Annotated in this window: 24 protein-coding genes; 8 read left to right on the forward strand and 16 right to left on the reverse strand. The window is 46.0% G+C overall.

The window, feature by feature from the left end; all coding sequences use genetic code 11:
- Positions 1 to 39 precede the first annotated feature (39 nt).
- The gene (locus ACFQV5_RS06995; RefSeq protein WP_379245029.1) at positions 40 to 666 is read right to left on the reverse strand and encodes a DUF4352 domain-containing protein; all 627 of its coding nucleotides are present in this window, start codon (positions 664 to 666) and stop codon (positions 40 to 42) included.
- A 159-nt stretch (positions 667 to 825) separates the two neighbouring features.
- Positions 826 to 2,187 (reverse strand): FAD-dependent oxidoreductase, encoded by a 1,362-nt coding sequence (locus tag ACFQV5_RS07000; protein WP_379245031.1) that lies wholly within the window; start codon positions 2,185 to 2,187, stop codon positions 826 to 828.
- A 273-nt stretch (positions 2,188 to 2,460) separates the two neighbouring features.
- Between ACFQV5_RS07000 and ACFQV5_RS07005 the strand changes: the two genes are divergently transcribed.
- Entirely contained in the window at positions 2,461 to 3,111 is a 651-nt protein-coding gene (locus ACFQV5_RS07005; RefSeq protein WP_379245033.1) for an SDR family oxidoreductase, read from the forward strand.
- 106 nt (positions 3,112 to 3,217) lie between these two features.
- Here the strand turns inward: ACFQV5_RS07005 and ACFQV5_RS07010 are convergent, their stop codons facing one another.
- The 3 genes from ACFQV5_RS07010 to ACFQV5_RS07020 form a co-directional block, all read right to left on the reverse strand.
- On the reverse strand, positions 3,218 to 3,697 hold the full coding sequence (locus ACFQV5_RS07010; protein WP_379245035.1) for a glutathione peroxidase: 480 nt from the start codon (positions 3,695 to 3,697) through the stop codon (positions 3,218 to 3,220).
- A gap of 106 nt (positions 3,698 to 3,803) precedes the next feature.
- On the reverse strand, positions 3,804 to 4,154 hold the full coding sequence (locus tag ACFQV5_RS07015) for a DUF3243 domain-containing protein (protein WP_379245037.1): 351 nt from the start codon (positions 4,152 to 4,154) through the stop codon (positions 3,804 to 3,806).
- A gap of 95 nt (positions 4,155 to 4,249) precedes the next feature.
- Positions 4,250 to 5,890 carry a DEAD/DEAH box helicase gene (locus ACFQV5_RS07020; protein ID WP_379245039.1) on the reverse strand — a complete coding sequence of 547 codons (1,641 nt, stop codon included), beginning with the start codon at positions 5,888 to 5,890 and terminating at the stop codon, positions 4,250 to 4,252.
- A gap of 140 nt (positions 5,891 to 6,030) precedes the next feature.
- On the opposite strand from ACFQV5_RS07020, the gene ACFQV5_RS07025 reads away from it, so the two are divergent.
- A complete protein-coding gene (locus ACFQV5_RS07025; protein ID WP_379245041.1) occupies positions 6,031 to 6,546 on the forward strand; it encodes a hypothetical protein in 516 nt (171 codons plus the stop codon).
- Between the two features lie 12 nt (positions 6,547 to 6,558).
- On the opposite strand, the gene ACFQV5_RS07030 is transcribed toward ACFQV5_RS07025, so the two are convergent.
- The 8 genes from ACFQV5_RS07030 to ACFQV5_RS07065 all read right to left on the reverse strand — a co-directional run bounded on the left by ACFQV5_RS07030 (position 6,559) and on the right by ACFQV5_RS07065 (position 13,634).
- A complete protein-coding gene (locus ACFQV5_RS07030) occupies positions 6,559 to 8,229 on the reverse strand; it encodes an ABC1 kinase family protein (RefSeq protein WP_379245043.1) in 1,671 nt (556 codons plus the stop codon).
- Complete coding sequence (locus tag ACFQV5_RS07035) at positions 8,230 to 8,547, reverse strand: phasin family protein (RefSeq protein WP_379245045.1); 318 nt, start codon at positions 8,545 to 8,547, stop codon at positions 8,230 to 8,232.
- Between the two features lie 103 nt (positions 8,548 to 8,650).
- A complete protein-coding gene (locus tag ACFQV5_RS07040; protein ID WP_379245047.1) occupies positions 8,651 to 9,289 on the reverse strand; it encodes a ThuA domain-containing protein in 639 nt (212 codons plus the stop codon).
- Positions 9,290 to 9,426: 137 nt separating this feature from the next.
- Positions 9,427 to 10,248, reverse strand: a complete 822-nt coding sequence (locus ACFQV5_RS07045; protein ID WP_379245049.1) for a uroporphyrinogen-III synthase — start codon at positions 10,246 to 10,248, stop codon at positions 9,427 to 9,429.
- A 173-nt stretch (positions 10,249 to 10,421) separates the two neighbouring features.
- Positions 10,422 to 10,601, reverse strand: coding sequence for a hypothetical protein (locus ACFQV5_RS07050; protein WP_379245051.1), 180 nt, complete (start codon positions 10,599 to 10,601; stop codon positions 10,422 to 10,424).
- A gap of 184 nt (positions 10,602 to 10,785) precedes the next feature.
- Positions 10,786 to 12,249, reverse strand: a complete 1,464-nt coding sequence (locus tag ACFQV5_RS07055) for a catalase (RefSeq protein ID WP_379245053.1) — start codon at positions 12,247 to 12,249, stop codon at positions 10,786 to 10,788.
- Positions 12,250 to 12,426: 177 nt separating this feature from the next.
- On the reverse strand, positions 12,427 to 13,263 hold the full coding sequence (locus ACFQV5_RS07060; RefSeq protein WP_379245055.1) for a winged helix family transcriptional regulator: 837 nt from the start codon (positions 13,261 to 13,263) through the stop codon (positions 12,427 to 12,429).
- A complete protein-coding gene (locus ACFQV5_RS07065; RefSeq protein ID WP_379245057.1) occupies positions 13,239 to 13,634 on the reverse strand; it encodes a Fur family transcriptional regulator in 396 nt (131 codons plus the stop codon). The genes ACFQV5_RS07060 and ACFQV5_RS07065 overlap by 25 nt, the downstream gene beginning before the upstream one ends.
- Before the next feature lie 176 nt (positions 13,635 to 13,810).
- On the opposite strand from ACFQV5_RS07065, the gene ACFQV5_RS07070 reads away from it, so the two are divergent.
- The 4 genes from ACFQV5_RS07070 to ACFQV5_RS07085 all read left to right on the forward strand — a co-directional run bounded on the left by ACFQV5_RS07070 (position 13,811) and on the right by ACFQV5_RS07085 (position 17,923).
- Positions 13,811 to 14,818, forward strand: coding sequence for a D-alanyl-D-alanine carboxypeptidase family protein (locus ACFQV5_RS07070; protein ID WP_379245059.1), 1,008 nt, complete (start codon positions 13,811 to 13,813; stop codon positions 14,816 to 14,818).
- 53 nt (positions 14,819 to 14,871) lie between these two features.
- Positions 14,872 to 15,567 (forward strand): response regulator transcription factor, encoded by a 696-nt coding sequence (locus ACFQV5_RS07075; RefSeq protein ID WP_379245061.1) that lies wholly within the window; start codon positions 14,872 to 14,874, stop codon positions 15,565 to 15,567.
- Entirely contained in the window at positions 15,560 to 16,663 is a 1,104-nt protein-coding gene (locus ACFQV5_RS07080; RefSeq protein WP_379245063.1) for a sensor histidine kinase, read from the forward strand. The genes ACFQV5_RS07075 and ACFQV5_RS07080 overlap by 8 nt, the downstream gene beginning before the upstream one ends.
- Before the next feature lie 240 nt (positions 16,664 to 16,903).
- Entirely contained in the window at positions 16,904 to 17,923 is a 1,020-nt protein-coding gene (locus ACFQV5_RS07085) for a GGDEF domain-containing protein (RefSeq protein WP_379245065.1), read from the forward strand.
- Between the two features lie 39 nt (positions 17,924 to 17,962).
- Here ACFQV5_RS07085 and ACFQV5_RS07090 read toward each other — a convergent pair whose 3' ends face one another.
- Positions 17,963 to 18,901: an aldo/keto reductase family protein gene (locus ACFQV5_RS07090; RefSeq protein ID WP_379245067.1), complete on the reverse strand. Its 939-nt coding sequence runs from the start codon at positions 18,899 to 18,901 to the stop codon at positions 17,963 to 17,965.
- A gap of 207 nt (positions 18,902 to 19,108) precedes the next feature.
- Here ACFQV5_RS07090 and ACFQV5_RS07095 point away from each other — a divergent pair, with 207 nt between their 5' ends.
- Positions 19,109 to 20,662, forward strand: a complete 1,554-nt coding sequence (locus ACFQV5_RS07095; protein ID WP_379245069.1) for an FAD-dependent oxidoreductase — start codon at positions 19,109 to 19,111, stop codon at positions 20,660 to 20,662.
- A 125-nt stretch (positions 20,663 to 20,787) separates the two neighbouring features.
- Here ACFQV5_RS07095 and ACFQV5_RS07100 read toward each other — a convergent pair whose 3' ends face one another.
- Both ACFQV5_RS07100 and ACFQV5_RS07105 read right to left on the reverse strand, forming a co-directional pair.
- A complete protein-coding gene (locus ACFQV5_RS07100; protein ID WP_379245071.1) occupies positions 20,788 to 21,240 on the reverse strand; it encodes a hypothetical protein in 453 nt (150 codons plus the stop codon).
- Between the two features lie 171 nt (positions 21,241 to 21,411).
- Positions 21,412 to 23,655 (reverse strand): MMPL family transporter, encoded by a 2,244-nt coding sequence (locus ACFQV5_RS07105; RefSeq protein WP_379245073.1) that lies wholly within the window; start codon positions 23,653 to 23,655, stop codon positions 21,412 to 21,414.
- A gap of 200 nt (positions 23,656 to 23,855) precedes the next feature.
- Here ACFQV5_RS07105 and ACFQV5_RS07110 point away from each other — a divergent pair, with 200 nt between their 5' ends.
- Positions 23,856 to 24,461: a TetR/AcrR family transcriptional regulator gene (locus ACFQV5_RS07110; RefSeq protein WP_379245075.1), complete on the forward strand. Its 606-nt coding sequence runs from the start codon at positions 23,856 to 23,858 to the stop codon at positions 24,459 to 24,461.
- Positions 24,462 to 24,494: the final 33 nt, after the last annotated feature.

The following is a 24,494-nucleotide window of genomic DNA, read 5'->3' on the forward strand; positions in this document are numbered from 1 at the left end:
ATTGATAAACAATTTATATCTATCTTATATAGAGCATCTTTATTCAATCGTCCAAACTGCTTCTCCTTCCATCAGCGGAATCGAGAAGGTCAGTTTCAGATCTTTAGCATTCTTACTCACTTCATAAGGGATTTCTCCCTGAAGCACCTGGTTCGGTGCAACCATACCATCAAGGCTCTGCTTAATATCTGAAGTCACTACAGGCATATGTGCCTCACCACTGTCATCAGACAGACTAAACGAGAGAGCTGATGATACGACCAGCTCCTTATCACCCGTGTTCACCACCGTAATATCAAGCACCTTCAGGACATTCCCTTCCTGCGGTTTTAAATAATCATCACCCTCTGAATCCCGGACAGAATTGACCTTAACAATCATCCCGTGATAGTTCAGCCATTCACCAATCGCTGCCGGTTGATCCGAAGGGGCTTGTACTGTTGTTGAGGTAACTTCACTTATGATAGCATCTGTCTCGTCGGACTTATTCTCATCATTCTGATCATCCTGTCCTAGTGTCGTAGACTCTACCACAACCTCAGGCTGTTCCACAGTCGCAGGCGCAGCCTCCTTAGCAGGTTCTTGTTCTTTATCGTTCGAACATGCCGCTGTTAATACTAATCCGCATATTGCGGCAGTTATAATGATCATTTTACGTATAGTCATCGCCACACATCCCTCCATCTCAGTTTTTATCTATAGTCTAGATAAATTCGCCATATCCTTCCATATTCCTGCCAAAAAACAAAAAAAGCCCCCCTTCAGGGAGGCTTGAATGGAACATGATGACATCTTATGATGAATAACAACTTTATATGTCAATACTTAAGTGTGACTGGGTTGTTGTATCGCGATTTCAGGCAATGCTGCAAGTCCAGCCGAGTTGAGGAAGTTCCAAGGCTTGTTGTAATGCGGCTGGAAGAAGAAATCAACAAATGCCAGCTGATCGATGGTCATGCGATTTTGAATACAAACCGAAATGGTATTCATCGATTGAGTTAAGTCTGCTTCTGAGATGATTTGAGCCCCCACCATGCGGCGGCTAGCTTTTTCAAATACAACCTTCAAGGTTACGGATTCAGAAGTCGGCATGAATTCAGGACGGTAATGATCGGTAATCGTGACCGTATCCACGTCTAAATTCTCATCCACACATGCCCCTTCCGTTAGTCCTGTTGAAGCAATGTTCAAATTGTATATTTTCAGACCTGAGGTCCCTTGGGTTCCCAAATACTCTGTAGTCGGCCGCACAAGGTTCCGAGCCACGAGAGTTCCCATGCGAACTGCATTGGTGGCAAGCGGAATATACGTATTCTTCCCTGTTGGGTTATAGTGCACTGAACAGCTGTCTCCAGCGGCGTACACATCTTTCTTGCTAGTCTGCATATATTTGTCTACGATAATAGCTCCGTTCGGAAGCATATCGACCTGATCTTTCAGCAGCTCTGTATTCGGGCGGAAACCGATACACAGAATCACCAGATCGGTTTCGATCTCTCCTTTATCTGTGATCACACGGCTGACTTTTCCATCTTGACCTTGGAATGATTTCACCGTCTGACCCAGTGCAAGCTCAATACCTTTTTCCCGGAATGCTTCTTCAATCTTATCGCTGAACTCTCCATCCAGATACTTATTAAGAATTCGATCCTCACTATCGATCAGGGTCACCTGCTTGCCGTTCTCCTGAAAAGCTTCCACTAATTCAACACCGATATAACCAGCACCTACGACGGTAATATGCTTAGCGTGCTGTGCTTTTTCAATGATTGTATTGGAATGGTTGTAGTTCTTGGAGAGCAAGATATTGTCTAGATCAATTCCATCCAGCTTAGGTACAATCGGCCAAGAACCGGTCGTCACAATTAATTTATCAAATGTATCCTCGAAAATTTCACCCGTCTCGATATTCCGGACCTGTAACGTCTTCTGTTCCGTATCTACCGATACAACTTCATGAAGCATCTTGGTGTTTACTCCAAGCTCAGCTAGCTTCTCCGGCGACGAATAGAACAATCCGTCTGAATCCTTCACAACGCCACCTACATAAAGAGCAATACCGCAGGATAAAAAGGAAATATTATCATTACGTTCATACACGGTTATCTCTGCGTCAGGATAAAGATTCGCTGTGTTTACAATGGCTGCCGTTCCTGCATGGGTACATCCGATGACTGCTACTTTCATGATGGTTCCTCCTCGGGGTGGGACTGTATTTGTTTAATATGATCGTTTTGCTACAGAATCATGCTTGTTGAACGCATGAATGTGAAAACATTCACTTATTTGTTTCATGTTCTTATTATATTGTGATAAATATCACATTGCAAGGGGAAGTAGCCAATGTTGATACTTTGTTCACATTTTCACAATTATATTGTGATTAATGTTCTTGAGATGGTGGAGAAAAGCTTTTTGAACATACATGTACAGGGTAATGAAATTGAGGAGGTGTTTCATATGAAGACCGTATTTGTTGCTGGAGCTAATGGACGGACAGGGCATAAGATCGTTAAGCTTCTAGTCCAGAATGGCTATGAAGTGATAGGTCTCGTCCGGCAAGACGAGCATAAGAAAATATTAGAGGATGTAGGAGCCAGTGGCGTGCTTGGAGATTTGACGGAATCTTTCTCTGAGGGACTCCGCAGAGTTGATGCGGTCATCTGTGCAGCAGGCGCCGGTATAGACCATGATCCTGAAGAAGTGGACCATGTGGGAACTGTCCGCCTCATCGAGCAATGTGTGCTGGAAGGTATTGATCGCTTCATCATGATTAGTTCCATGGGGACGAATAACCCTGACAGCATGCCGCATATCAAGCCTTATCTAATAGCTAAACGTCAAGCGGAAATGGTCTTAGAGGAAAGCACGCTGACTCATACGATCATTAGACCTGGAGGACTAACAGATGATGAACCGACCGGCTTCGTTGAAGCTGCACCTCGACTGGAGCAATCCGGTCATATCTCCCGCGGTGATGTGGCGCAAGCGGCTGTACTTGCGCTATCAATCCCTCACACGGAGAACCAATCCTTCGATCTTGTACGGGGGAACACCCCGATTGAACAGGCATTGGCTAGCTTAATTGTGAAGCATAATGATGCCCCGTAGAGACAATGCTAAACATCTGCATGTACAAAAATAACCACCGAAAAAGGCATGAAGCCTACATTCGGTGGTTATTCTATGGGAGATGAGTTGTCCAATGAAAATGCGTTTACCCAAGTAACGATTCAATCGACTGCTTCATTGTCTCCGGCGCTTCTTTTGGTTCAAATCGCTTAACTACCTTACCATCACGATCAACAAGAAACTTCGTAAAATTCCATACAATGTCTCCATCTGGTGTATCACCTGGTTGCTCTTTCTTCAGGTATTTAAACAGCGAGTGAGCATTGTCACCATTAACATCTATTTTAGCGAATACCGGAAAGGTCACTCCGTAATTAATCTGGCAAAATGAAGCGGCCTCCTCACTTGTCCCTGGCTCTTGTGCACCAAACTGATTACAAGGAAATCCAAGGATTTCAAGTCCCTGATCTTTATATTGGTCATAAAGCTTCTGTAGTTCTCCGTATTGAGGAGTTAAACCGCATTTGCTCGCCGTGTTAGCAATAAGTAAAACCTTACCTTTGTACTTCTCTAAAGAAACATTATTGTCTGCCGAATCTGCTGCTTTCATTTCATAAATGGTCATAATGATATCCTCCTTTTAATGTAGTAGTTATGTAAGATACAAGGAAGTAATTCCTAAAAAAACCTCCTCCGAAACCGAGTCGGAGAAGGCTTGGTAAACGCATCTCTTACTGTGCAGTTCCACTTTGAGCCAACTTGACAAGCATATGAGCAAGCTTATGCTGCTCCTCCTGTGTGCCGACTTTCCACAGCTCCTGCAATAACTTCTCTTCACTGTTGCGAGGTTCTTCATTCGCTGCCAGATAACCTGCCACCTTCTCGGCAGTTTGTGCCAGCTGTTCCTCATTCAATCCAATGCTTTGAGCAAGTTGAATACGTTGATGTAAATATGATTTGAAAGAATCGAAATTACTTAAGATTCGATCCCTTTCCCCTTCGTCAATTCGGCTTATTGCGTCATCCACTTTGCTCATATCCAAATCGCCATTTTTCTTCACTACATGATTATGTTCAGACATGATAACGCCTCCTAATTATTGACTATGGTAACGTATTGTACTTAACCTGCCCCAATAAGCTTGAATCAATGAAATTTTCTGTATCCCGCTATGGATTAACGGTTCCGCCCACGTCTTCCGCCGCTTTGCCGTTTATCAGAACCACCCTGTCTTGGCCCACTCGTTCCACGTCCGCCAGAAGCTCTACCTTTGCCTGACCCATCTTGTGCCTTACGACCTGATCCTGTTCCGCCTTGGCTCCAGCTGTTCTGGCCGCCTTGACCGCGAGTTCCGCCAGTACCTTGATTCATGCCACCAGATCTAGCATTCTGGCGGGTGTCCTGTCTACGGCTATCTTTGCTCTTTCGTGCGCTTCCAGTACCAGCCGATCCTTCACTCCGGCCGCTCCATCCTTCTTGTGAACGGCCCGCATTTCCACCGCGCCCTCCAGATTCCGGACGTCTCCGTCCTTCTCTCCGGTCCTGATCGCGCTGTGCGGAAATATCTCGATTACGCCCATTACGGCTGCCGCTCCGTTCTGATGTTGAACGGTCTCGATCACGTGACGATCCAGATGCTGTTCTACGCGATCTTCCCTCACCTAAATTGCTAGGGCCCGATGATTCGCGCAATTCACCAGCTGGACCATCCCATTTCGTACGTTTCAGACGCAAGGATATGCCATGTTCGATCCGCTCCAGTTCACCGCGATCTCTTGGTGAAGCAAACGTCACAGCAACCCCGTTGCCTCCAGCACGGCCCGTCCGTCCGATTCGGTGAATATAACTTTCCACATCATGTGGGATATCATAGTTAAATACATGAGTGACTCCTTCAACATCCAATCCCCGTGCAGCGACGTCGGTTGCAACGAGAAGCTGAAGCTTCGCTTCGCGGAATCGTTTCATGACTGCTTCCCGTTTCGCCTGAGACAAATCGCCGTGGAGCTCGTCCGATTGATAACCGTGGGCCAGCAATGCTTCATTTAAAGTTGAGGCTCGGCGTTTCGTACGGCAGAATATAATCGCCAAATATGGACGATGCTGTTCAATCATACTACGCAGTGCATCCTGCTTCGATCGATCGGTGCACTCAACAACAATTTGTTTAATCTGTTCCAGTGGTATCGGGGAAGAGCCTTTAATAACGATGTCTTCCGGCTGATTCATATAGTTACCTGCGAGCTGTTTAACACCCGTAGGCATCGTCGCTGAGAAGAGCATCGTCTGGCGGCGATATGGAAGTGCTGCAATTACAGCCTCCACTTCATCCAGAAATCCCATATGAAGCATTTGGTCAGCCTCATCCAGGACCAATTGTTTTACGCCACCCAGCTCAAGTGTACCACGGCGCAGGTGATCCAGAAGTCTTCCTGGCGTACCAATGATCAGATGGCGTCCACCCTCCAGCTTCCGGAGTTGTTTCTCTACATCCTGACCACCATATACAGCCAATATTTTCACTTCTGTATTGGAAGTAAGCTTTCTTGCTTCCTCCGTTATTTGTATAGCAAGTTCACGCGTCGGAGCCACAATCAATGCTTGTGGATATGCGCGTTTCGGGTCAATGCGCTGCAAAATCGGCAGCAAAAAAGCAAGTGTTTTGCCTGTCCCGGTGCGTGCACGGGCAATGACGTCCTTTCCATCCAGCAACAGCGGTATGCTCTCCTGCTGTACCGGTGTCGGCACGGTAATTCCTTGTTCTTTTAACGTCCGTACCCATTGTTCGTCAATGCCCAGTTCTTGAAAGTTCGGCAAACGTTCCACCTCATTTAAATTATTTCCCGGAATAATCCGGATTCCTTAGTACGACATTCCAAAAGTAACTGACAAATAATGCTCCCTCTGGTAATGTCAGAGTATAATTCTTAGTAGCATTAAGTTTAGGAGGTACTTGTATGAATGCAATTCAGCTTATACTAGCCTTCTTCGTGTTGATATTTTTGTTCGGGATCTTAAACCTGATCCTCAATTATATATCCCATCGAGACGGTGAGAAACCCGTGCCCATGCGAATGAAACTTTGGCTCATCCCAGCCCTGTCCACACTTATTATTGTGCCCATTGCTCTATTCTCTGTTCTGTATGCCCTCTTCTTAGACCAGAACCTGCTTAGCTTCTCTCTCGCTGTGCTGATTGGCTTTCTCTTGTTCGAGAGCCTGGTGCATCCCTTAAGCATTGCTCTACTGCGGTTATGGCTGCGGCGGGACGCGTCTGTGTACACCAAGCAATTCATCACTGTAATAGCCGATACATGCATCCTATACTTTATCTCTTTGGTCATTCCTGGCATGCCTATTCATGGACTACTTGTAGCCCTGTCTATCGCTGTATTATATCATCTCATTGAATGGTTTCTCATGGGGGTCCAAACCTGGATTCAGCACCGCAAGCGGACACGTTCTTCCATGTGAACTCCTGCTGCGCTAGAACCTTCCCGATTTAAAAATAGAATATAATAGCCACACGACCATCAGCAAGGCAACAATAAAACCGATCTCAATCGCCGGAAAATCCCATAACATGGTCGGCTGGCGGCTTAAGGATGAGCCAATAATCAAGCCAACCATGATGATGCTAAACGCCAAGAGTACAATGCTGAATGACAGACGATTGCTGATCTGGTCCATCTTTCGCATCAGTGACTGCAGTTCAGGAACGCTCATCTCCACCTTCACCTTGCCTTTGCTAACGATTGCCGACAACTGTCTGGCCTGGCTTGGCAGATCAAGCAAACCTTCTACAAGACTCGTCACACTATCAAACACCTTTCGTCCAATACGACGGGAATTGTATCTTTCCTTAAGCAATTTCCGTCCGAAAGGTTCCGCTACATCCACGATGCTGATCTTTGGATCCAGTTGCTCCATAACACCTTCAAGTGTCAACAGTGCCTTCCCAAGAAGAGTTAGATCAGAAGGCAGAGCAATCTGGTGACGCTGAGCTACCCCAAACAGATCACTAAGCGCTTTACCTACCTTCACTTGTTCAAAAGGCATATCCAAATATTCATTCCGGAGACGCTCGATATCGGATCTCAGAAGTTCGAGATCACACTCTTCCGGTACAAGCCCCATACGCATTATGTAGCGAATCATGCCCTCCGTACTTCTCCGCATAAGTGAGATAATAAGTCCAGACAGATGATCCCTCATATCCTCACTCAGTTGACCGACAAGACCAAAATCCAAGAAAACCAGCTTTCCATCTTTCTTCACCAGCAAATTGCCGGGATGAGGGTCCGCATGAAAAAAGCCTTCTATAAATATTTGATGCAGCATGCCCTCAATTAAATGTTCGGCAACTGCTTTCAAGTCATAATTCTTGTCTTTCAGTTCCTTACCTCGGCTAAGCGTGATACCCTCCACGTATTCCATCATTAATACACGAGAGCTTGTATAGTCCCAGTATATAGAAGGGATCTCAATATCATTGCTGTCGATAAATTGAGCTGCGATCTTCTCTGCATTCCGAGCCTCATGACTGTAATCCATCTCGGTTAAAACCGCACGGGCAAATTCATCCACGATCCGATCTACCCTGTATTGCTTCACCCAATCCCAATGCCGCTCAGCTAAAGAAACCATATCTTTCAGAATTTCAAGGTCCCTGCCAATCATTCTCTCAACGCCAGGACGCTGAACCTTAATCGCAACGGTCTCTCCACTCTTTAAAACCCCGGCATGCACCTGACCGATTGAAGCTGCAGCCAGTGGCTGATCCTCAAATGAACGAAGCACCTGCTCAATGGGTACACCCCATTCCTGTTCAATTAACGCTCGCGCGCTCTCGGAAGAGAACGGCGGTACACGCTCCTGTAACTTCACCAATTCCTGGATAATGTGATCAGGAAGCAAATCCGAACGGGTACTGGCCAATTGACCGAATTTAACGAAGGCTGGGCCCAAATCTTCGAGCACTCTTCTTATTCTCTCCCCGAGCGAAATGCTCTCTGGCTCCTCTTCAGATATCCATCGAACCGGGAGCGAGAGAATATGAAACAGACCCATCTCCTCCACCATATAGCCAAAGCCATGACGCATAAGCGCCATGGCGATTTCCCGGTACCTTCCGGCATGCCTGATGCGAACAGCCATTTATTCGGACCGCTGCCCTTCCAGCTCTTGAACCCGCAACTCCAGAGCTGCAATGCGTTGTTCCAGGGCAGCGACATCGTTCTCTGAAGGGACATTCAGTTCCGATAGAACACGTTTTACTTGATCATAAATAAGCGTTTTGATCTGAGTCTGCTCTTCTTCGCCGCGCTCAATAAGACGACCCACAAGCGCCTTGGATTCACTCGGAGCGAGTTCTCCCCGCTTCACCAAATCATCCACGACTTTTTCTACTTTTTCCTTGCTGACTACGGTAAGGCCCAATCCTAACGAGATTGCTTTTTTAAAAAGATCACTCATGGCTTTTCCCTCCCGATTCTTGTCTATGTACATTATAACCTGAATACATGCAAGAAAAAAACGACATAGCTTACATTAACCAGAAAAGTCCATTTGTGTGGTCTTACCCTGGAAAACGAGACGCCCATTTTGCAGCCTGTACGATCATCGATCTCACTTGAGGCTGCAGGAATGTAGGCTCATGGTGGCCCGGCATCAAGAAGACAACTCTTCCGATTCCATACTTATGGCACCAAGCTGCCGGCCAGAATTGACCTTCATGTTCATATTGAAGAAGTACGGTTTTATCCGTAAACGGATCAAATACGAAGCGATAGGCTTCTTCTTCAATTTCAAATGGTTCAATGCCTTGCATAATAGCATGTGCTGGTGCGGCAGGTGTAAAAGACAGCTTTTGTATAGGTGGGTGACCGTCAAATCGGCCTCCGATTAACTGAGCCAGCTCATACCGATTCGCAAGTGTGATACCGTTATGCAGAACTAACAATCCGCCTCCTCCGCTTACGTAAGAGAGTAGACCTGCTGTTTGCTGTGGTGATACCTTCTCATCCCACAAATCACTGTAGGCAATACAAAGATCGTACGGATACAGATTGCTTTCTTTCAGCATTTTATGATTTTCGGTACATTGCACCGTAAACATCTCGTTCAGTAAATGAGAGACTTGTGTATCAATCCCTTGCAATGGGTGAAATTTAGGGTGCGTGTAGCTCCCCAGTAAAAGTGCTTTTTTTCTATCCATATATTGAATCCTCCTTGCTTTATTAAGCCACTGTACCACGATATTTATGGCACAATTTGATTATACATGCTTAAAGTCATAATGATTTTGGCAGTATTATCAATTTCCCCGTTATTCACCTAACATAATCATAACGATCAGGAAGAAATCGCTGTGTGTGCAAAATATCTTCCCAGTTCAACCATCATTGCGCCCATCCGTTCTTCTTCCGGCACGACTTTGGCTTCGACTCCCTCTTCACGAAGACCTTGAGCTGTCACTTTACCAACAGCTGCAGCAATCACATTGCCCTTGAAAGCTTGGATCAGTTCATCGAGCTTGCCTTGGCTACGAGCAAATTCAGATAGAAACCGGAACTGTGGCGCACTGGTGAATGCTACCGCATCAACTTCCCCCTGAATAATCTCTTGCAACAGTAACTCCAAATCCTGCTCTGCTGGCGCAATATGCTTATACGGAAGGATGGTGATGACCTCCGCTCCTCTTTCATGGAGCCAATTTACAAGCTTCGGCGCTGATTCGCCATGAAGCTGAAGCATGACACGTTTGCCTCTTAAATCATGGGGTTCAAAGGAACGAATTAAACCATCCGTACTACCATCGTCGTCTCTCACAACAGGTATAAGCCCGCGCTTTTTCAAAGAGTTTGCTGTCTTATAACCTCTTGCCGCGATCGATGTATGCTCCAAAATTTCAAGCAGCTTGTCCAGCATTCCCATCTGTTCAGCTGTCTCGAGTATCGCTTCCAAGCCAATCCCCGTGGTAAACACATTCCAGGCTGGGGGCTCGTTCACCCATGCTCTGATGGACTCTTTAAGCGTCTCATCATCCAAAAACACGGTGCCTTGCGCTGGCCGCAGCAACGGTGTTCCGCCCATTTTTTCGACCAGTTTAGCCATGTCCGTTGCCTTGCGGGGGCCAGCTAATGCAATAACCTTCCCCTTCATATGTTGAGCCATTCTATCGCCTCCGTTCGTATCTTCCCAGATACTGCTCTGTTTTGTTATTTAATACAGTATACTTGCCCTGCCGTTATATATAAAGCCACTTTGGTCTTATTTACAGTTGAATCTATTCGACTTTATTCTCCTTGCATCTCAATTCGCTTTCTCTGAGACGCTACGGATACGAATCATTCCTCCAATCGCTGTTGCCCCCAAATTTCCTGAACAGGTTTAGTCAATAGTAGAAATCGGAATTTATATGCTTCCGAAGTGAGCTTTCCTTGGAAAGCTTTTAGGCGACCGCTGCCGCTTTTCCAGAAACGCTTCGTCTCCTCCGCTACTTTGTGCATCCCCATCTCAAAAAACAAAAAAGGTGCAAGACAAGACCACGTAGGCCTGCCCTCCACCTTTTTTTTATGAAAATAAATGAAGAAGCCGTCCCTTAGTAGAAAATCCACTGGGACAGCTCCGCTTCTATATATTATGAACTAGTTACCTGCCAGCATTGGTTCAGCCCAACTCTACTGGCTAAGCAACCAGGAGCTTTACGAGTTACATCTGTGCTCCACCTGGCATAAACGCACTTACATCCACACCAAGACCAGCCGCAAGACGACCGCCAAGCTCAGTATCTGCTCGGAAGAAGTTACACAATGCACGCATCTGGATATCCTGTTTCACCTGACTCAGGTCAGATACTAAATTACTTAACAAACGATCTTTCTGCTCTGCTGTAAAGGAACGATACAGCTCACCCGCTTGCGAGAAGTCATCTGTCTTCTCAATTTTCTGGCGTGTTACATAGCCAGTCAAAGGAGCTTCACTTTCACGGAACGAAGGATCTTCAACCGGCCCGTTTGTATAACTGTTCGGCTCATAGTTCACCGGAGATGGGTCCTGATTCACGTTCATAAGCCCGTCACGCTGATGATTCCGGACTGGTGCATAAGGACAGTTAATCGGAATTTGTAAGTAGTTCGCCCCGAGACGATGACGCTGAGTATCTGGGTAAGAGAACAATCTTCCTTGCAGCAATTTATCCTCTGATGGCTCAATACCTGGAACTAGAGCACTTGGTGAAAAAGCAGCCTGCTCAACTTCGGCAAAGAAGTTCTGTGGGTTGCGGTTCAGTGTCATTGTGCCAACAGTTACGAATGGAAAACGATCTTCCGGCCAAGTCTTTGTTGGATCCAGTGGATCAAAGGACAAGTCATCCATCTCGTCTGGAGACATCATCTGAACGACCAAGCGCCATTTCGGGAAGTTTCCTTCCGCAATATTGTCACGCAAATCACGTGTAGCATGGTTAAAGTCGTTACCCTGAACTTCTCGAACCTCATCTGTAGTCAGCGTTTTTACACCCTGCAGAGATTCCCACTTATATTTAATGTAAGTGACTTTCCCCTCTGCATTTACCCACTTAAAGGAGTGTACGCTGAAGCCGTCCATTTGACGGTAGTTCGCTGGCGTACCATGGTCCGAGAACAACCATGTCATCATATGTGTGGATTCAGGAGATAAGGTCATGAAATCCCAGTAACGTCCTGGCTCCTGAATATTTGTCTCCGGCGATGGCTTCAAGGAGTGAACCATATCAGGGAATTTGATTGCATCGCGGATAAAGAATACAGGAAGGTGGTTACCTACGATATCGTAGTTGCCTTCTTCTGTGTAAAACTTAACCGCAAATCCTCTAGGATCACGAGCCGTTTCTGGTGAACCCGTCCCGTGAATTACAGTCGAAAAACGAACAAACACTGGTGTTTCTTGACCAGCTTCTTGTAAGAATGCTGCCCGTGTATAAGCCTTCATGCTGTTCTCAACAACGAAAACGCCATGTGCACCCGCACCGCGAGCGTGAACGACGCGCTCCGGAATACGTTCCCGGTCAAAGTGTGCGATCTTCTCAATTAAATGGTAATCCTCCAGAAGTGCCGGGCCGCGGCGCCCTGCTGTCTTGGAATTCTGATTGTCGGCTACTGGAGCCCCTTGGTTTGTAGTCATGCGCTGATTCATATGTGTACCTCCAAAAAAGTATTTTATAATAATGTATTAATCTATAATTGATTTTAGACTGAATCTAAATTTATAAATTTATTGTATCATCGATTTAGCAGTTAATCATGATTAGAAGATGATCCTTAAATGAAGATCAGATGAACAGCGTTTCATCAAAACAGAAAAAAAGAGGAGTCAATCCGCCAAGCGGTATCCGACTCCTCTAACTGTTGCAATATAACGCGGTGAGCTCGCATTGTCCTTGAGCTTTTTCCGCAAACTTTTAATATGAACATCGACCACATTGCTGCCTCCAAGAAAATCTGTATCCCAGATTTCACTCATCAGCTCTTCACGTGTACGAACGGCTCCCTCACTATCCAGAAGAAGAATGAGCAAGCTGTACTCCGTCTTCGTTAGATGAATTGGAATAGAACCCCGTTGCACGGTCATCTTGTCCCGATCAATACACAAATCTTTATATACATACTTTGCACCCTTCGGCATGTCTTCAGAAGGCAACGCCTTTAAAGAATGTAGGCGAATAACACGATGAATCTGATACATCATGGTTTCCTTAGATCGAGGCGGCCACACCATGAGTTCCTCCTGCAGAAGCTTTTCGCTTTCGCTTACCCGGCTCATTAACTCTTCATTTACCAAATACATAACGGGAACGCTCATACGATCTGAGGATGGCATCAAAAGATTCCGTTCCGTATCAAACTGTTCGACATCTGTGCAAGCTGTCATATCCGCTAAGACCAATCCAGTATCCAACGCGGTATGCAGCCGAGATTCCCACTGCCGCATTACCATCACATCAAAGCAATTCTCGGACAAAGTCAGAACCAGCTCGTGAACCCTGCCCGGATTTCTACTGATCATCGCTGCCCTGAAGACAGACACAGGACATTTATCTTCTGCCGGCTCTTCAGGCACAGGACGTCCATACGAACTGCCCACATGCCGCCCCTTCATTGGATATACACTGTTTAATCTTTCAATTATTTGTTCCGTTTGATTTGGCATTCTGGGCACACACCCCCAAACACAACATGTGCATGATTAATAGCATATCCCGTCTCAGATGCGACGGTATCTGTCCAGTCACTAGGAACCTCCGTCATAACCTCGTCCACCTTACCGCAAACTTCACACATAATATGTTGATGCTCGTCGGTACGGGCATCATAGCGGCTCGCACTTTCACCAAGCTTCAGTTCACGGATTAGTTGCTTGTCTGTTAGATAGCGAAGCGAGTTGTAAACCGTACCGTACGCCAGATTATATCCTTTCTCCACCAGTCGGTTCATAATGTCTGACGCCGTGGGATGGTCCTCTGAGTGCCGGACTACATCGTAAACCGCCTGTCTTTGAGTTGTTAAATTTAATGATTTCAAGGTATTCACCCTTTTAATTTATTTTTAGATCAAGTATAAATCTTATTCTACTCAAGGTCAATCGATCTGCTCAATATAATCCTGACTAATCTTTAACATTTCTTAAGAATCGATTAATAATTACTTTAATTCGAATGGCTAGACTGATGATATTACAATATCGGAGGAGATCATTCGTGCTGGAAACCATATCAAAACAAGTAACGCTAGCTCATCCTATTAAGACGAAGAAATCACCTGAGCCTCGGAAGAAGTTCCTGACAAGAGGTCGGAGGAAAAAGCCCCCGCTCTCCATCGTGATGCTCACGCTCGGTGTTATTATCATTTCAATATACATAATGAAAATGTTCATTCCGCCGCAAATGAAGGTGCAAGCCGCTGTACTTATTAATGCAGACACGGGTAATGTGCTCTATTCCTATAATGCTGATCAAGCGCTTCCTCCTGCAAGCATGTCCAAGATGATGACTGAGCTCCTTGTTCTGGAGGCTGTCGCTTCGAAACAGCACACGTGGGATGAGAACGTAACGATCAGTCGTTATGCTGCAGAGGTCCCGGGATCACAGATTGGTATGAATGAAGGCGAACACTACAGTCTGAAACAATTGTTCGATTCTCTTATCATCCACTCTGCAAATGATGCTGCAGTTGCGATTGCCGAACATATAAGCGGATCTGAGACCGAATTTGTTCAGCTAATGAATGCGAAAGCCAAGAATATTGGATTGTCTGCTAAAACGGTATACGCCAATGCATCGGGTCTTACATCAGGAGATCTGCTTGAATTTCCCGAAGCCGCTTCTTTCTCGGACACAATGATGACCGCCCGAGATGCTGCAAAACTTACAAGATGGCTTCTGCAAAATTATCCTGATGTACTCAAAGTGTCCAGTCAAAAGAATATTTCCATCCCCCAAAGGCAAATTTCCTATCATACAACCAACCTTATGCTCCCCGGAGAAACTCACGCCTACAGAGGTAACGATGGGTTCAAAACCGGTTATACCTATGAGGCGGGTTATTGTTTTACCGGAACAGCTGAACGAGGTGGAAGCCGCCTGATCTCTGTTGTCATGGGGGCGAGTGATTCTGACGAAAGATTTACTGAAACACGAAAATTGATGGATTATGGGTTCCGTAGACATAGTGAGTTGTGGGATACCTTAACATCCTTTTTAGGGTAAAATGAACGTATTGAAATCATATTGGATTTGTTCTAGATATTGGGGGATATTTCATGCGAAGTATATTAGTTGTAGATGATGATAAAGAAATAGCTGGACTGATCTCGATCTACTTAGAGAACGAGGGGTATCAAGTTATTCAAGCACATGATGGTGAAGAAGCACTTCTACAGTTGAAGTTAAGAGAAGGAGCTATCAATCTAGTCATCTTGGACGTAATGATGCCTAAATTAAACGGAATGGATGCTTGCCGAAAAATCAGGGAAACCTCGTCCATTCCGATATTAATGCTGAGTGCCAAGAGCGAGGACATGGACAAGATACTCGGACTTATGACTGGTGCCGATGATTATATGATCAAACCGTTCAATCCACTGGAGTTAACGACTCGTGTAAAATCGCTTTTAAGACGATCACTACAGTATAATACCGAGCCCCAACAATCCGCTCCCGTTAGCCTGCATTTGGACGGGCTCGAAATTAACCGCTCAACCCATGAAGTGATGGCAAACGGACATGAAGTGGCTCTCACGGCCAGAGAATTCGATATTCTATATCTGCTTGCCCGGCAGCCAGGCCGGATCTTCAGCGCGGAGGATATTTTTCAACAGGTGTGGAAAGAGAAATATTATGTCTCCAACAATACGGTAATGGTTCATATCAGCAATTTAAGGGACAAACTTGAAAAGGAACTCGGTTATAAGCTTATTCAGACCGTGTGGGGCGTCGGGTATAAGATCAATGCGTAAATTCCAATGGAAAATCATCTCGCTGTTCTTTCTTAGCGGAGCACTGACCTTTCTTATATTGTTCGTCACGCTGCTCTTGGTGAGATATCTAGGACGAGTTTATTGGTCGGAGCCATGGGTTGATATGTTATTTTATATCAATCGCGTGCTGGCTGATACGTTTGGATTCCCCATTCTCGCCACACTCGTTGGCATCTTGCTGTTCGTGGTCATTGTGCTGTTGCTCAGCCGGAGAACGATCGTCACGATGAATCAGCTGATGGAAGGAACGAACCGTCTTGCCCAAGGGGAGCTGGATCAAGAAATTAAAGTGAAATCTGATGATGAGTTCGGATTGATGGCGGATCACATTAACCGAATGGCGAAACAGCTCAAGCTGTCTATGGAAGAGGAACGGATGGCTGTCCAAGCTAAGAATGAGCTGATTAGCAACGTATCTCACGATCTGCGCACACCTCTGACTTCCATCATCGGTTATTTACGACTCGTTAACGAAGACCGTTATAAAGACGAGGTTGAGCTTCGGTACTACACCGATATCGCTTTTGAGAAGTCGCTGCGCCTTGGCAGATTGGTGAACGACCTCTTTGACTACACTCGTATGGGTTACTCGCCGCTGAACCGTGTAAATATTAATCTCGTGGAGCTGCTTGGCCAGCTTGCGGCTGACTTTTCCCTAGCAGGACATACCAGGCAAGAAGATGTGCGAGTTGTATTTGCACCTGCACAAGAGAAGATCATGATACAAGCAGACGGGGACAAACTGATGCGAACTTTCGAGAACCTTCTCTCTAATGCCATCCGACACGGAAAAGAAGCAGGAAGAGTCGATCTGACGATTAGTCATGATGCAAAGCATGCCATTGTTCAAATCATAAACTATGGGCCACCCATCCCGTCTCAGGCTGTAGACCATATTTTTGAGCGGTTTTACCGCGCAGACGCTTCCCGTACAGACGAAACCGGCGGCGCAGGCCTCGGGCTTGCGATCGTCAAGAGTATTGTCGACGCGCATGGTGGAACGATCAGCGTAAGCAGCACACCCGAGCGAACCATATTTGAGGTTCGTCTGCCGTTTGCGATACCTTCTAATTAATTTTTCGTTAAGATGCTGTAAAACTTCGACATACAATTCCATTTTCCGATAAAATAGGAAGTAACGTATTCTTTTTACGTACCTATCGAATCGATACCGAAGGGTATCGGTGTGTGAGAGGAATGGAATGTTCCCTATATGTTAAATATCCTGTTTGCTAACTTCTGTATGTTCGTAACTTTCTTATATATCTCGGGATTGCTGTCTCAAAGATATGTTCATGGCGTCCAGTCCCCTTCCATGATCTTAAAAGTAAATGCTGGACTGCTCTTTGGAATTTACGGCATCATTCTTATGTATTACTCCTTCCCTGTGGACACATTGGTGTTTGCTGATTTAAGGCATTTGGCGATTGTTGTTATCGCAAGTTATATGGGCTGGCTGCCTTCACTTATTGCAGGTGTTCTGATCGGAGCTGGACGTATGCTGCTGTTTGGTCTGACTTCTTCTTCTGTCAGTGCGGCCGCAGGAACTTGCCTCATTGGAATGCTGTGCGGACTCATTTCCTTATATCAAAGCCGGCGACTAACCAAGATGTTGATCATGAACTTTACAGCTATGATTGTCATTCTGCTAACCATGCTCATTAACTTGAAGCAAAGAGGCGATCTGCTTGAACTATTCACGATCCAGTTGGTCATTTCCGTACTCGGCACACTGATCATTTACACCCTGACGGAGCATATCAACACAAGTAACAAGCTGTTTCTACAAATGAAAAAGAACTCGGAGACCGATCATCTAACAAGTCTGAACAACTTACGTCAGTTCGAACAACTGCTAGCAGAACGCTTCGTGGAAGCTTATCATTTCGATGAAAGACTCGGTGTGCTTGCCGTCGATATCGATCATTTCAAAAAAATAAACGACACCTTCGGCCATGAAGCAGGAGACGTAGTGTTGCAGCAGCTCGGCAGGGTGCTGAAAGGCCATTCCCGTTCCCTGGATGAAGTATCACGTAACGGCGGAGAAGAATTCTCGGTTATCGTTCCAGATGCCTCCCCGGCTGAAGTATTAGCACTGGCCGAAAAAATTCGAACCGCAGTTGAACGTCATTCTTTTGAACTGAGAGACGGAACCACAATAAAAATCACCGTATCTGTAGGTGCTGCAATCCATCCGGATACAATCCAAGCTGCCGATGCTCGTGACTTACTTCAACAAGCTGACCAGGAATTGTATAGAGCAAAGCATAGTGGACGAAACCAAGTCTGCTTGGCTCCGCCTCTAAAACGATTCTCTGAAGGTTATATCAAATAAAAAGACGGATCCGCCATAGTGTGCGGATCCGTCTGTGTATTATTGTAGTATTTCTTCAATCGCTGTAAGTATTTCAGGAGACAACTTGATCCCAGAGGCTTTAACATTCTCTTCTACCTGCTCCGGTCTGCTCGCACCGACAAGAGCACTGGATACATTGTTCTGACGTAATATCCAAGCAAGTGCCAACTGGCCAACACTGATGCCGAGATCATCAGCGATACCGCCAAGCGCTTGTACTTGTTTCAGTCGCTCATCACTGATCTTCAGCCGATCTGAGCCTAGCTTGGAAGCGCGGCTATTCTTAGGCACATTCTCCTTGGAGGCATATTTACCCGTTAGAACTCCCTGTGCAAGCGGAGAGTAGACAACTTGACCAATCCCCTTCTTCTCACCCAGCGGGATAATCTCATCTTCAATGCTGCGTTCAAACATGTTATATAGTGGTTGGTTGACTACGATCCGATCCAGCAAGTAACGATCAGCTACCGCCAAAGCTTCTTCCATCTGAGCCGCCGTCCACATACTGACACCAACATACAGCACTTTACCTTGACGAACGAGGTCATCAAGAGCACGAAGTGTTTCTTCAATCGGGGTCTCTGCATGGAAACGGTGGCAGTAATAAACATCTACATAATCGGTACCAAGACGCTTCAAGCTGGCATGACATTGTTCCATGATATGTTTGCGGGAAAGTCCCTGATCGTTAGGGCCATCGCCCATTTTCCCGAATACTTTTGTCGCAAGTACATATGATTCCCGAGGAAATGCCTTCAGTGTTTCTCCTACAACAACTTCCGCTGCCCCTTGTTCATATACATTCGCTGTATCAAAGAAATTAACGCCCAGGCCGTAAGCCGTCTGAATGGATTTCACTGCATTCTCCCGCTCTACGTAACCCCCATAAGTTAACCAGCTGCCAAGACTGATCTCACTTACCTTTAATCCACTCTTGCCTAATCTTCTAAATTCCATATGCTAACCTCCTTGTGCAAGATAGACGCTTATTCAATATTTTAACATCTTCCTGAACAATTAATAGTTCCATTCCCCTTACAGTCCAGCTGTACTTGCCTCATTATCACCAATCGGTTTCTTTTTTCTGGCAGGTGGTAATACTAAGAGACAGCTATAGGAACTTAAAGGACGAAATTCCTTATTTGTGAGGAGGTAATGTAATAAATGACTCAACCTAAACAAACACAGCAAAATCTTCCGCAATACCCAGAGTCACTTTGGAGAGCAACAACAAACCTGCCTTCCTTTCCACGCCTCGCTGAGGATATAGAAACAGATGTCGCTGTAGTAGGTGCTGGCATTACTGGCATTACTACGGCCTACTTGCTGGCCAAGAAAGGTAAGAAGGTTGTCCTACTGGATGCTGGAAAGATCTTGGATGGAACGACCGGATTTACGACGGCCAAGGTAACCGCTCAGCATGGCATGATCTATTACGAGCTGATGCAGCATTTTGGCGAGGAGAAGGCGCGGAGCTATTATTATGCCAATGATAAAGCGAAGAACTTTATTAAGCAGCAAATCAAGGAATGGGACATAGATTGCGGGTTAGAGCAGGAAGATGCGTACATATACACGCAGGATGACGAGATGCGGTCGAAGCTGGAGGATGAATTCAAAGCCTATGAGAAGCTCGGCATTCCGGGTGAATGGCTGGAGTCGATTCCCCTACCGATACCGGTCCGAGGTGCGATTAAAATGCCGGGACAATACCGATTCCATCCTCTCGCTTACTTGAAACGGATGGTTGAAGAGTTCCTTCAATTAGGTGGCCTCATCTACGAGAATACAACAATCGCGGAAGAAGCGGAAACCGAAGGACCCATCACGATTAAAACACAACGGGGTAGTCATAGTATTTCTTGTCAGTTCGCGGTGTCTGCCTCACATTTCCCGTTCTATGACGGGAAAGGGTTTTATTTTACGAGACTGCATGTGGAGCGCTCCTATGCTATTGCGGTGAAACCAGAAACAGGATACCCGGGCGGTATGTACATCAATGTTGATGACCCTTCCCGATCGCTGCGCTCCGTCTCTTATAACGGCGAAGAGTTGGTCATTGTTGGCGGTGAAAACCATCCTACCGGTAAAAGTGAATGCACACATCGCCATTACGAGAACCTCGAAAAATACGCCGGTGAGCTGCTCGGTGCTCGCACCATTCCATTCCGCTGGTCTGCTCAGGATCTGATTACATTGGATAAGCTGCCCTACATCGGCCCCCTTGCGTCTAAACAGGACCGAATTCTGGTGGCAACTGGCTACCGGAAATGGGGCATGACCAATGGAACCGCGGCAGCACATATTATTACGGATCAAATTATGGGCAAGGACAATCCATACTCTGATCTGTTTGAACCATCCCGTCGGTTTCAGGCTGACCCTGCACTGAAGACCTTTGTCGTACAAAATGCCGGAGTCGCTAAGGAGTTTATTTCCGGTAAATTCGATATGGCACATGGAAATATCGAAGAACTAAAGGCAGGTGAAGGCATCGTCGTCCGCCATAACGGCCAGCGCGCCGGGGCGTACAAAGATGATAAAGGCAATCTTTATCTCGTAGACACGACTTGTACCCACCTCGGCTGTGAGACCGAATGGAATGAAGGCGAGCGGTCATGGGACTGCCCTTGCCATGGATCGAGATTCAATTATGACGGTGAGGTGCTTGAGGGGCCTGCCATCGAACCGCTGAAAAAACTGGATTTTAACACCTAACAACGATCAATAAACAGGCTCAAGTTCGGACTATCCATCTGCTATTGGGCCTGCTTTTTTAACGAAATTCACCCAACAAAAAAAGAGAGCTTTCGCTCTCTTCAAGTAATTGAACGTCTTACCCCTTAAGCAGTTACCGGCGCTAGTTCTTCACGGTACGCTTCCAGAGACTGGTCTACAATAATGCTGATCATTGCAGGATCAATATCCATGATCCACGACATGGCGTTATTCCAAGCGTTTTCCTCGATTTGCAGCGCGATCTCTTTCCGTTTCGCGTCATCTGCACAGGAATCTAGTTCATCACACAGCTTTGGCAGATTTGTATCCGCCGCATGCCCAAGCTCGTGAGCGAACACCACCGCAAAATACTCATTCACAAGATCAAGAGACCCAAATAACTGCAAACATTGTTGCTTAATGACTTCGGTATACATGGTCACGCTGTGTGTATTCATCACATATTTCCCGCCGATTAAACGGCCCCCTGGAAAATAGGACTGGAACTTCACCGTGACTTCACTACCCGACCGACGAAGCAATTCTGAAACCGTTCGGTTCAGTACGGATTTGTTCAATTCATCATGGCTCCCTTAGTGAAGATTCTTCATCATTATAAGAGGTTGTTGTGAAAATATGCAACGAAAATGAATGATTTGTTACAGAAAATGTGATCATTTCGCGTAGCTTGCCGACTTTCTAAGCGACCATCATGTCTTCCAATCACAGAATAAGTAAAATAAGTGTAACTAGGATAAATTTACTCTGCCACGATCTTGAACAGCACTTGCATCATCCACTTCAGCTGGAGCTTTACCCGGCCAAAAAGCAGCTTTACCAAGCAGCGTCGTAATCGCTGGCACGAGGAATGGTCGTACAACAAAGGTATCCAGCAAGACACCGATGGCCGTAATGACACCAAACTGTACAAGAACTTGAATAGGCAGCGTAGCCAGCACCGCAAAAGTACCTGCCAGAATTAGTCCTGCGGACGTAATGACTGGCCCCGTCTCATGCACACCTTCACGGATAGCCTGTTTAAGCGGCATGATCCGGCTCTTCTTCCAAATGCTTGAGATCATAAAGATGTTGTAATCCTCACCGAGCGCAACCAGGAATACGAACGAATACAGCGGAATGGCTCCTTGGATCGCTTCAGCCCCCATGCCATAATGGAGAACGATCCAGCCAAGACCAAGTGCTGAGAAGTAAGACAAGATAACCGTAAGCACCAAGTAGATGGTAGCAACAACTGAGCGTAAATACAGCAGTAGCAGCAAGGTGATCATCCCGATTACAATCGGAATTATGATAATGGTGTCACGTTCTCCAATCTGCTCTGTGTCATATTGAGTGGCCGTTTGACCGGAAATCCACACCTTAGACTCTGGTGATGAAATGCCTGCATTCACAAGCGCCTTCTCCGTGGTGGCACGCAGATCAGGGATATGATCCATCGCCTCCAGTTCGTAAGGATTCATCGTGAACTCTAGTTCATAGGCCGTAATATTCGGATTTTCTGAACCCTGTACCGGATCTCCAATTTTATTGATATAAGGTAGAGCACTTAAGTCATCCTTCAACTGCTCTACATTCTTACCTTCCGTATCCACTATCACTTTCACAGGTGCCAATTGGCCCGGTGAGAACTGCTTGCCGATGATGTCAAAGCCTTGACGGGAAGCCATATCTTTCGGGAAGGACGACATAATGTCATACGTAAATTTAACCTGCGTTGCAAAGGCAGCTAGCCCTCCCAGCACAACGAGTCCGATCAGAACGACCATCCACGGCTTGCCTGTAACCATCCGTCCAATCCAGCCGTCCTTTTTCTCTTTGTGGATCTTCGCTTTCTTTCCTTTGATTCGGGCGCGTTCCTCTTCCATCTCAGGTGTACGTGGCACAAATGGATAGAAGGAAACCCGGCCAAAAATAGCAAGCAATGCTGGTACGAGCGTAAGGCTTGCAATGAACATAATTAGAATCGAAAAACTGAAAGGTACCGCAAAACGGTGGTATGCACCATACTGTGCGAACAGTAATGCAAGCATCGCAATGACCACGGTAATTCCGCTCATGGCGATAGCACCAGATGACTGCGTAATAGCTTTAAATAAAGCTTTCGTCTTACTCTTCTCTTCACGAAGATCGTGACGGAAACGGGAGATGATAAACAGGCAATAGTCTGTTCCCGCTCCGAACAACAGCACTGTCATGATGGAGATGGCCTGACCATCCACCGTAATCCATTCTTTGTCGGCCATAAAGCCGAGCACAGGACTGATTACTCCATAAGCGAAACCAACCGCAACCAGCGGGATGAGTGCAAGAACTGGAGAACGGTAAATAAGTAATAAAATAACGAGCACAAGAAGAACCGTAGCGATTAACAGAGAAACGTCTGCATTTTTGAACAATCCCGTTGCATCGACGGATATACCAGCCGGACCGGTTACACGCGCAACAAGCTCGGTGTTATTCAAGTCAGCCGAGAACGGATCAACACCAAAGATCTCTTTGACCTGAGCTTGCATTGCCGTAATTCCTTCTTCCAGTTGTTCCGCTCCGGCTGTTTTATCAAAAAACACAGGAGTAACAATAGAGCTTCCATCCTCGGATAATTGGGCTTTCAGCGCAGGAAGAGGCATCTTATCAAACGGGACGAGCCCCACTTGATGAGCTACCGGCTGCTCATCAAGCTTCGCGAATAGTTCCTGAATATGGCCTAAATCCTCATCAGTCATCCCCTCGGTTCTCTGCCAGACTACTAGAGCTGGAATTCCTTCGCCGCTTGGAAATTCACGAGCAACTACAGCATCGGCCTGTACGGACATACTGCTGTCCGGCAAGTTTGGTGCATTATTCTTTTCTTTTTCGTTCACCATAGGCCAGATGAGATTGAGAACGATGACGAGCGCAATCCATACAATCACCGTTACCCATTTGGTCTTCGGGCCGGCCACCCATCGGCCGTATCCAGTTTGTTCCTTCATCGTAATAATCCTCCTTCTCTTTGCTTAACTTGGACTTGAAAAAATGATGGTTGGCTGTCAGAATCAAAAGCATAAGCCTTTTAAAAAACTTAAACACTATGTGTCTGTAACATTGATCACATACCATATAGTAATTATATATACCGTTCGGTTAATTAATCAATTGTTATTTTTATAATTTAAGAAAAGAGGGTCTCTCAATGAAACCAACTACACCTCGAACACCGGGCCGGCCCAAGCGGAAAGAGCAGGAGATACCTGTTTATGAAACTGTGTTGTTCACCGCCTCCAGACTATTCATGGAGTTGGGCTATGAAGCCGTGTCCCTGCAACAGATCGCTAAAGCCTGTGGCATAACCAAAGCCTCGATCTATTATTACTTTGATGGAAAGCCACAATTGTTTACCGCCTCCGTCTCAGCAGTTCTAGAACGCGCAAGAGCCGCCACTGAACAATTATTAGATCAGCAGTTACCGCTTCGGGAACGTCTAATACAAGTGTCCGAAGTTAAGCTCGCTCGGTCTCACGGTGACTTTGAGACGATTATGCGGGAAGCTCGCTCTTCCCTCAGTCAAGAACAGCTAGACGAAATAACAAGCAAAGAAGAAAGCATTCATTATTGTCTCGCTGAACATTTAACGAACTCGATGGAATCGGGAGAAATACGCAAGATCGATCCACTGCTGACCGCACATGCTTTTTCAGCTGTACTGATGCTCGGAATCCGCGAAATCGCCAAAGGAACCCCAGCTGACAAGCTCGCCAGAGATATTGTCGATTTGTTCTGGGATGGACTGTCCATCTAGAGTAGCCCTTCCCTGCTACATGCATATGCGACA

The sequence above is a fragment of the Paenibacillus sp. GCM10028914 genome (assembly GCF_042666275.1).
Lineage (GTDB): Bacteria > Bacillota > Bacilli > Paenibacillales > Paenibacillaceae > Paenibacillus_AQ.

Excerpts from the sequence above, each read along its gene's own strand:
- ACFQV5_RS06995 (WP_379245029.1), bottom strand. The coding sequence starts at position 666 with ATGACTATACGTAAAATGATCATTATAACTGCCGCAATATGCGGATTA.
- ACFQV5_RS07000 (WP_379245031.1), bottom strand. The coding sequence starts at position 2,187 with ATGAAAGTAGCAGTCATCGGATGTACCCATGCAGGAACGGCAGCCATT.
- ACFQV5_RS07005 (WP_379245033.1), top strand. The coding sequence starts at position 2,461 with ATGAAGACCGTATTTGTTGCTGGAGCTAATGGACGGACAGGGCATAAG.
- ACFQV5_RS07010 (WP_379245035.1), bottom strand. The coding sequence starts at position 3,697 with ATGACCATTTATGAAATGAAAGCAGCAGATTCGGCAGACAATAATGTT.
- ACFQV5_RS07015 (WP_379245037.1), bottom strand. The coding sequence starts at position 4,154 with ATGTCTGAACATAATCATGTAGTGAAGAAAAATGGCGATTTGGATATG.
- ACFQV5_RS07025 (WP_379245041.1), top strand. The coding sequence starts at position 6,031 with ATGAATGCAATTCAGCTTATACTAGCCTTCTTCGTGTTGATATTTTTG.
- ACFQV5_RS07030 (WP_379245043.1), bottom strand. The coding sequence starts at position 8,229 with ATGGCTGTTCGCATCAGGCATGCCGGAAGGTACCGGGAAATCGCCATG.
- ACFQV5_RS07035 (WP_379245045.1), bottom strand. The coding sequence starts at position 8,547 with ATGAGTGATCTTTTTAAAAAAGCAATCTCGTTAGGATTGGGCCTTACC.
- ACFQV5_RS07040 (WP_379245047.1), bottom strand. The coding sequence starts at position 9,289 with ATGGATAGAAAAAAAGCACTTTTACTGGGGAGCTACACGCACCCTAAA.
- ACFQV5_RS07045 (WP_379245049.1), bottom strand. The coding sequence starts at position 10,248 with ATGGCTCAACATATGAAGGGGAAGGTTATTGCATTAGCTGGCCCCCGC.
- ACFQV5_RS07055 (WP_379245053.1), bottom strand. The coding sequence starts at position 12,249 with ATGAATCAGCGCATGACTACAAACCAAGGGGCTCCAGTAGCCGACAAT.
- ACFQV5_RS07060 (WP_379245055.1), bottom strand. The coding sequence starts at position 13,263 with ATGCCAAATCAAACGGAACAAATAATTGAAAGATTAAACAGTGTATAT.
- ACFQV5_RS07075 (WP_379245061.1), top strand. The coding sequence starts at position 14,872 with ATGCGAAGTATATTAGTTGTAGATGATGATAAAGAAATAGCTGGACTG.
- ACFQV5_RS07080 (WP_379245063.1), top strand. The coding sequence starts at position 15,560 with ATGCGTAAATTCCAATGGAAAATCATCTCGCTGTTCTTTCTTAGCGGA.
- ACFQV5_RS07085 (WP_379245065.1), top strand. The coding sequence starts at position 16,904 with ATGATCTTAAAAGTAAATGCTGGACTGCTCTTTGGAATTTACGGCATC.
- ACFQV5_RS07090 (WP_379245067.1), bottom strand. The coding sequence starts at position 18,901 with ATGGAATTTAGAAGATTAGGCAAGAGTGGATTAAAGGTAAGTGAGATC.
- ACFQV5_RS07095 (WP_379245069.1), top strand. The coding sequence starts at position 19,109 with ATGACTCAACCTAAACAAACACAGCAAAATCTTCCGCAATACCCAGAG.
- ACFQV5_RS07105 (WP_379245073.1), bottom strand. The coding sequence starts at position 23,655 with ATGAAGGAACAAACTGGATACGGCCGATGGGTGGCCGGCCCGAAGACC.
- ACFQV5_RS07110 (WP_379245075.1), top strand. The coding sequence starts at position 23,856 with ATGAAACCAACTACACCTCGAACACCGGGCCGGCCCAAGCGGAAAGAG.